The 5,771-nt window shown below is 65.7% G+C and carries 5 protein-coding genes and 1 pseudogene; 2 read left to right on the top strand and 4 right to left on the bottom strand.

Annotation, left to right across the window (positions count from 1 at the left end; genetic code table 11):
- Positions 1–183 (bottom strand): hypothetical protein (locus J8J14_RS24255; protein WP_209382106.1); only part of this gene is annotated, 183 nt, incomplete at its 3' end.
- Here J8J14_RS24255 and J8J14_RS24250 point away from each other — a divergent pair.
- Positions 130–435: pseudogene (locus J8J14_RS24250) on the top strand (IS630 family transposase); the annotation flags it as partial. The gene J8J14_RS24255 and the pseudogene J8J14_RS24250 sit on opposite strands and share 54 nt — an antisense overlap.
- 466 nt (positions 436–901) lie before the next feature.
- On the opposite strand, the gene J8J14_RS24245 reads toward J8J14_RS24250, so the two are convergent.
- Positions 902–1,972 carry an NYN domain-containing protein gene (locus tag J8J14_RS24245; protein WP_209382105.1) on the bottom strand — a complete coding sequence of 357 codons (1,071 nt, stop codon included), beginning with the start codon at positions 1,970–1,972 and terminating at the stop codon, positions 902–904.
- A 563-nt stretch (positions 1,973–2,535) separates the two neighbouring features.
- Positions 2,536–3,249, bottom strand: coding sequence for a uracil-DNA glycosylase family protein (locus tag J8J14_RS24240; protein ID WP_209382104.1), 714 nt, complete (start codon positions 3,247–3,249; stop codon positions 2,536–2,538).
- Positions 3,250–3,408: 159 nt separating this feature from the next.
- On the opposite strand from J8J14_RS24240, the gene J8J14_RS24235 reads away from it, so the two are divergent.
- Positions 3,409–3,675: a ribbon-helix-helix domain-containing protein gene (locus tag J8J14_RS24235; RefSeq protein ID WP_245216142.1), complete on the top strand. Its 267-nt coding sequence runs from the start codon at positions 3,409–3,411 to the stop codon at positions 3,673–3,675.
- A gap of 142 nt (positions 3,676–3,817) precedes the next feature.
- Here J8J14_RS24235 and J8J14_RS24230 read toward each other — a convergent pair whose 3' ends face one another.
- Complete coding sequence (locus tag J8J14_RS24230; RefSeq protein WP_209382103.1) at positions 3,818–5,077, bottom strand: tyrosine-type recombinase/integrase; 1,260 nt, start codon at positions 5,075–5,077, stop codon at positions 3,818–3,820.
- Between the last annotated feature and the right edge of the window lie 694 nt (positions 5,078–5,771).

Genomic DNA, 5,771 nt, shown 5'->3' with positions numbered 1-5,771 from the left:
TTCATGGCTGACAGAATCGCAGGAATACCGCATCGTTCCAACTGAACCCTGCAATTCCAGCATCCCAAATCCCGAACTTTCCTGCTCCAGATCAACAGGTTGCTGGTTATTCAAGGCCGACCAGCTACGGTTGAACGGATCGTGGAAATGACCCTCGCCGCGCCGCCGGCTGAGGCGACGCACTGGACCGGACGGACGATGGCCAGGGCGGCCGGGGTCAGCCACCGCAGCGTGCAGCGGATCTGGGCGGCGCACGGGTCAAAGCCGCACCGTGTCCGGACATTCAAACTGTCGAACGATCCGCAGTTCGCCGCCACGGTGCAGGATATCGTGGGCCTCTACCTCGATCCGCCGGATCGTGCGCTGGTGCTGTCGGTCGATGAGAAATCGCATATCCAGGCGCTCGACCGCACGCAGCCTGGCCTGCCGATGAAGCTCCCAGGTCTTCCCCGCCTATGCCGCCAGGGTCTGCAGCCGGGGAATGAGCTTGTCGGCCTGCTCGCTAAAGCCGTTGGCACTCTTCGCAAGCTGCACGGCTTGCTCGACGTATGCGACTTGGCTCTATCTCGCCGGCCGGAGCTACACCTATCACTACTTCGATCGCTTCCGGATCCCGCTCCTTATGGTCGACTTGCCGAAGGAGCAGGTCTTCATCTACGGCGGACTGGTGGCCTGGAAGAACCCAGGCGCGGCCCTCGGCACCGGCACCTGCATCATCGCGTTCATCTGGGCTTGTATTCGCTGGTCACAGCGCCTGGGCCGCTTCGGTGTCAGCACGCTCGTCGTCCTGGCTGTCATCGACTATGGCCTGCAGCCACGAGGGCCCGTCACCGGCCAAATTCAAACTGAGACACTACCCAGCGACGGCCTATGTATCCCAGGGCGCTACTTCCTGGAGGGGTCACCCCTGTTCCTCTATCCTATCGTCTCGAACCACAAATCCGCCGCCGGGGCTTACCTTCCGGGTCAACCCTCCAACGGCATTCAGAAGGCTATCCCAAGAACCTGCACCTCCATAATTGCTCTCACGGAGGGAGCGGCCTGTTATCCTCCTTACGGCCGAGCCCAGGGCTGGCAGAGATATGGGTTCCTGCGCAGCCGCCATGACGTCACGCACGGCGGTCAGCACAGCCTCGTCGAGGCCGCGTTGAGTAGGAGCCTCGGCCGCTGCGCTGCCCACCATAGTGGGTACGGCGCCAATCCATTCGCTGCGCAGGGCAAACCCCCCACCTGGGCCATCCCTACGCACGAAGCCGCCGACGGTCTCAAGGAGCTTGTCCCAGGAACCGCATCCTCCCCAGTTACTTTCTCTGATCGTGCGGCCCGTCCTGTCTCGGACGACGGTGCCGAGCAGAGGAAGCGGAACGGGCGCCTGCGCCTCGGCCATCGCATCCCTAACAGTTATTAGCACAGCATCCTCCAGCTCATGGCCAAATGCCGCCTCGACAGCCGCAGCGTCGCGCTGCCAGCCAAGCCAAGCCGCAACCTCGTCGAGGCCGATGTGCGTGTCGGCGGACGCTTTAAGAACGCGACCCACGTCGGGGTGCGCGACGAGCCGTGTTAATCGGTCTGCAGCGCGGAGGCGAAGTAGGAGCGGGACGAAGTCGCAGTCCGTCGACAAGATCGTGAACTCGTCGATACGGGCCGTGGGTAGCGCCGCGAGTTCCATAGCGTCGAGGGCAATCCGCACGTCTGCGGCGTTCTTCAAGCGGGTCAGCTTCGGACAATCCACAACCTCAAAGCCTGCTGCCTGAAATGCCCAGCGAAAGGTGCTGAAGAACCGTCGGACGCCGCTTTCCTCATCCTCGATGGAACCTGCGGGGTTCATGTAGCACCGCCGAACCAGAGCGCGGCGCGGGTTCCCTTGCATCAGTCTGTCAAGCCAGACCTCCGGCTCCTCAGCAAAGCGGAGAGCCACCTTCGGACCGGCCCCATCACGCAAGCCCAAGACCATATTGTCGAAATCGAGCAAGAATGCGCAGCGGAGCGGGGACGTTGAATTCATTGTGGGATCATCGCATGAAGTTAGGGGTCGGCACCTTGCCATCGAACTCGCAACCTTCGGGGCGGCGAGCCCTCGTGGATCTTCGAATATAACGTCGGCAACAACCCGATTACATTCCCTATCGCCCCGTAGAACGCTGCGCAGGATTGCTGCATCGGAGCCGGCGCGCCTGGATCCACTGCTTGGGCAGGGGCAGATCCCGCCGGAAGGGAGCACCTGCGCGTTACCTGCGCGTCCGACCCTCCTGTTACCACTCAGCAGCACGGGAAACGCGGGAGATCCAAATCCGTCTAAGCATTGAAAGGACCAAGCCGGAGCCGTCGGCAGACCATGCCAGCGGAGCGCGGCAGCGCTCATCCCTGCCAGCCGCTCCCAATGCGCATAACAGCCGCCGTGGGTCAGGAACTCGCAGTAAGGTGCTCCCTGGCCGAGGGGAACAAGATTGGCCAGCGCCTGCGGCGACGTGCCCGGATCGGTCAGCACCCAGAAGATGCCGATGGCGGAAGACGCTCCCTTGCTTGCCGCACCACTCACGACCCGGCCTCGGCCTCGCCAGGGCGGACGTACCGGGCAATGAATGCCTTCAGGTCATCGGGGTACCGTTCAGCTCCATTGAGCTTGACGAAGCCCTGCTTTCCCGGGTGCGCAACACCGAGCACCCCTACGGGCTGCGGCCCCTCACCGAAGTCCATCTCCCTTTCGTAGTACCAGGCAGTCTTAGCGGCTTGCTTCTGTCGCTCGGGTCCTGCTGGCTTGAGAAACTCGAAAGCATCATAGCCACCGTATCCCAGCGAGATGATCCAGCGCGGCTTTACCAGGCGCAGCAGGTGCTCGTGCACCCCCCAGCAACGACGTCGCCACTCGTTCCGATCGGGCAGATTCCGGATCTGTGGCCAACACCGGAAGATGAGATTGGTGGAGGGCACATCCTGCGGCGCGACGCCGAGGGCGTCGATCAGGTCGCACACCCGTTTCTGCAAGACCGACCTTGTTCCTGGCTCGCCTTCCCAATGTTGGTCAGCGTAGTGGTTGGTGCCGTCGTCGGCGCACAAATTCTCGCGGATCACCGGGCCACCCATGTCGTCCATTCCGCCGGGGTTGATGCCCAGCAGGTAGAAGCGGCCCGGACGCAGGCTGGCCAGGCCGGAGTACAGCACCGCCCCGGGCTGCCCGGACCAGGAGTCGGGGTCGCCGGTCCGGTCGAGATGAATGGCAACCAGCTGTCGCAGTTCATCGCGGGTCATCGCTACCGGCATTTCCCTGGGAAATCGTTGTTGACCGCCGTGGCACCAGTGCCACCCAGTCTGCATAGGATAATGTCCTTTATCCCATGTAGTGGACTTCCACCCCGGCCCGCGGCCCTGGTATGATACCTTCATACCGCCCGGCAGGAGATCCCGCCCATGGCCGCCGTCGAGAAGCGCACCGTCAGCCTTCCGGCCGACCAGGCCCGCTACGTCGACGGGCTCGTCGCCGCCGGCGGCTACGCCTCGGCCAGCGAGGTGGTCCCCGCCGGCCTGCGCGCCCTGCAGGAGCGCGACGCCGCGGTGGAGCGCTGGCTGCGCGACGAGGTGGCGCCGGTCTACGACGCCATGCGCGACGACCCTGGACGCGCCCTGACGCCGACCAGCTCGGCGCGGCCCTCTCGGCGCATCACGCGGCCCGCCTGAAGGCCGGCCGTGGCGCATAGGTCGTCTTCGCGCCGGAAGCGCTCGACGACCTTTGCGGGCTCTACGATCGCCAACTATTCCGGCACCCGCGCTAACCATTTCGGTGAAAGATCAGCAGCCTCGGTGGGCCGGGCACAGGCTCTTATTCTAGTACAGACGTAGGCGCCGCCTCATCTCCCGTCATCTGCCTCCAGATCTCGCCTGAGACGCGGTCGGCTGCGGCGACGAGCACCTCGTCGAGGTGGTGGATGTAGCGGCCCGTCATTGTGCCGGACGCGTGACCGAGCATCGCGCCGACGGTCGCGTCGCTGTAGTTCAGGTCGGCGGCGGTGGAGGCGAAGCTGTGCCGCAGCGTGTGCAGCGTGACCTCCTCGCCGAGCCCGGCCCGCCTCGCGATCCGCTCCCAGGCCCCGGGCAGGCCGCCGTAGCGGGTGCCGGCCTGCCGCCCGGCGAAGACGAACCCTCCCGAACTCGGCCGCGCCGGGAGCGCGTCGCACGCCGCCCGCCCGAGCGGCCGGACCGACACGCCCTCCTTGCTGTCCCGCAGCCGCAGCGCTTGGCCAGCCTCGTCCACCTCTCCCCAGACCAGCCCCTCTCCCTCTCCCTTCCGGCAGCCCGTCAGGGCCAGGAACCAGAGGCAGGCCAGCGCGGCGGGGTTCTCTCCCTCCGCCCCGGCTTCCTCGAGCGCCCTCCCGAGCTGGCGGTATGTCGCGGGCGTCAGCCGCGCCGTCCGCGTCCCGTCCGCCGGCCGCCTCACCCCCTGCGCCGGGTTCGACGGGATCACCCCCTCCGACACGGCGAAGGAGAGGATGCCCCCGAGCAGCCCCACGGTCCTCGCCGCCGCCCCCTTGCCGCCCACCACGATCGACTTGCCCCGCAGCCGGTCCGTCTTCTCGACCAGCGCCGTCTTGCCGCCAGAGACGTCCCTCATGAACCGGGTGACGTCGGCCAGGGTCAGGTCGGCAACTTTCCGGCTCCCGAGCAGGGGGACGATGTGGCGGGTGATCCGGCTCCGGTCCGTGACCAGTGTGCTGGTCTTCTTCGGATCGCCGCCCTTCCCGAGGATGAGGCCCTTCTCCGCGGCCGCGAGATACCGCTCGCAGAGCTCCCTCACCGTCAGGGAGGCCCGACGGGTCGCCCGCTCCTCTGCGGGGTCGCTACCCGTGGCGACTTGACCCAGGAGCGCCATCGCCTCCTTCCGGGCTTGGTCGACGGTGAGCCGGCCGTGGAGGCCGATCTTGGCGCGGCGGCTGCGCCCGGAGGACCGGTACTGGACGAGGTAGCCGCGCCGACCGCTGGGATAGATCCGGACGCCGAAGCCCGGCAGCTCGTCACACCAGATGAAGTACTCGGAGGCCCGGACCTCTGCCGCTTCGACTACCCGCTTTGTGAGCCTTGCCACTCGCCTGCTCCAACTCTGCTCCTGGCGACCCGATCGCCTGCCGGAAGCACCACGGAAGCAGCCGGAAGCGAACTGCAGCCATCTCGCGGAACCACCAGCCAACGTCAGATCAGGGGTATTGCTGTGATTTCAGCATGATATCCCACTCAGGCTATGACCGGCAACGTGCGGGAAAGAGCTTACCGCCGCCCTCCGAAGGCAAAGGTCGTACGTTCGAATCGTATCGGGTCCGCCAGTTTCTCTCCGGTTTGGTGCTAGAGGCATTCTCCCGGCGTCCGCAGATACAGATGGGCAGCGCTGGCTCGTGCGGCGTAGCGTGTGTCTTGACAGGCAGGGAATCCTCTGTTGAGGCCCCCGAAGCCGCGCTCCGCAGCACATCGTTTCCGGCCTTCAGCGCCTTCAAAGCGCCGGAGAGGTTACTCTGCCCTCAGCCTTGATTAATGAAGCACCCAGTCCCGCCATTTCCGACTGACGGAACGGGCGGGCAGGATAGAATTTCCAGCCTGCTTCCGAGACATTCACCAGAGGCAGTCGCGGCTCTGGGTACCCTCGTCACCCAATTACGTCGTGCTGCCGCCCGGGGGCGAATGCCCCCGGGCGGCAGGCGAGGCGCTCAGGTGGTGAAGAGGAAGTCAGCTGCACCGAGCGAGGCGGGGACGTTGGAGAGCCGCGCGAACTGCACGGCAGCCCCGGA

This window comes from Pararoseomonas baculiformis (assembly GCF_017813395.1).
Lineage (GTDB): Bacteria > Pseudomonadota > Alphaproteobacteria > Acetobacterales > Acetobacteraceae > Roseomonas > Roseomonas baculiformis.
The sequence above is the reverse complement of the archived record's forward strand: the minus strand, read 5'-3'. Positions and strand labels throughout refer to the sequence as shown.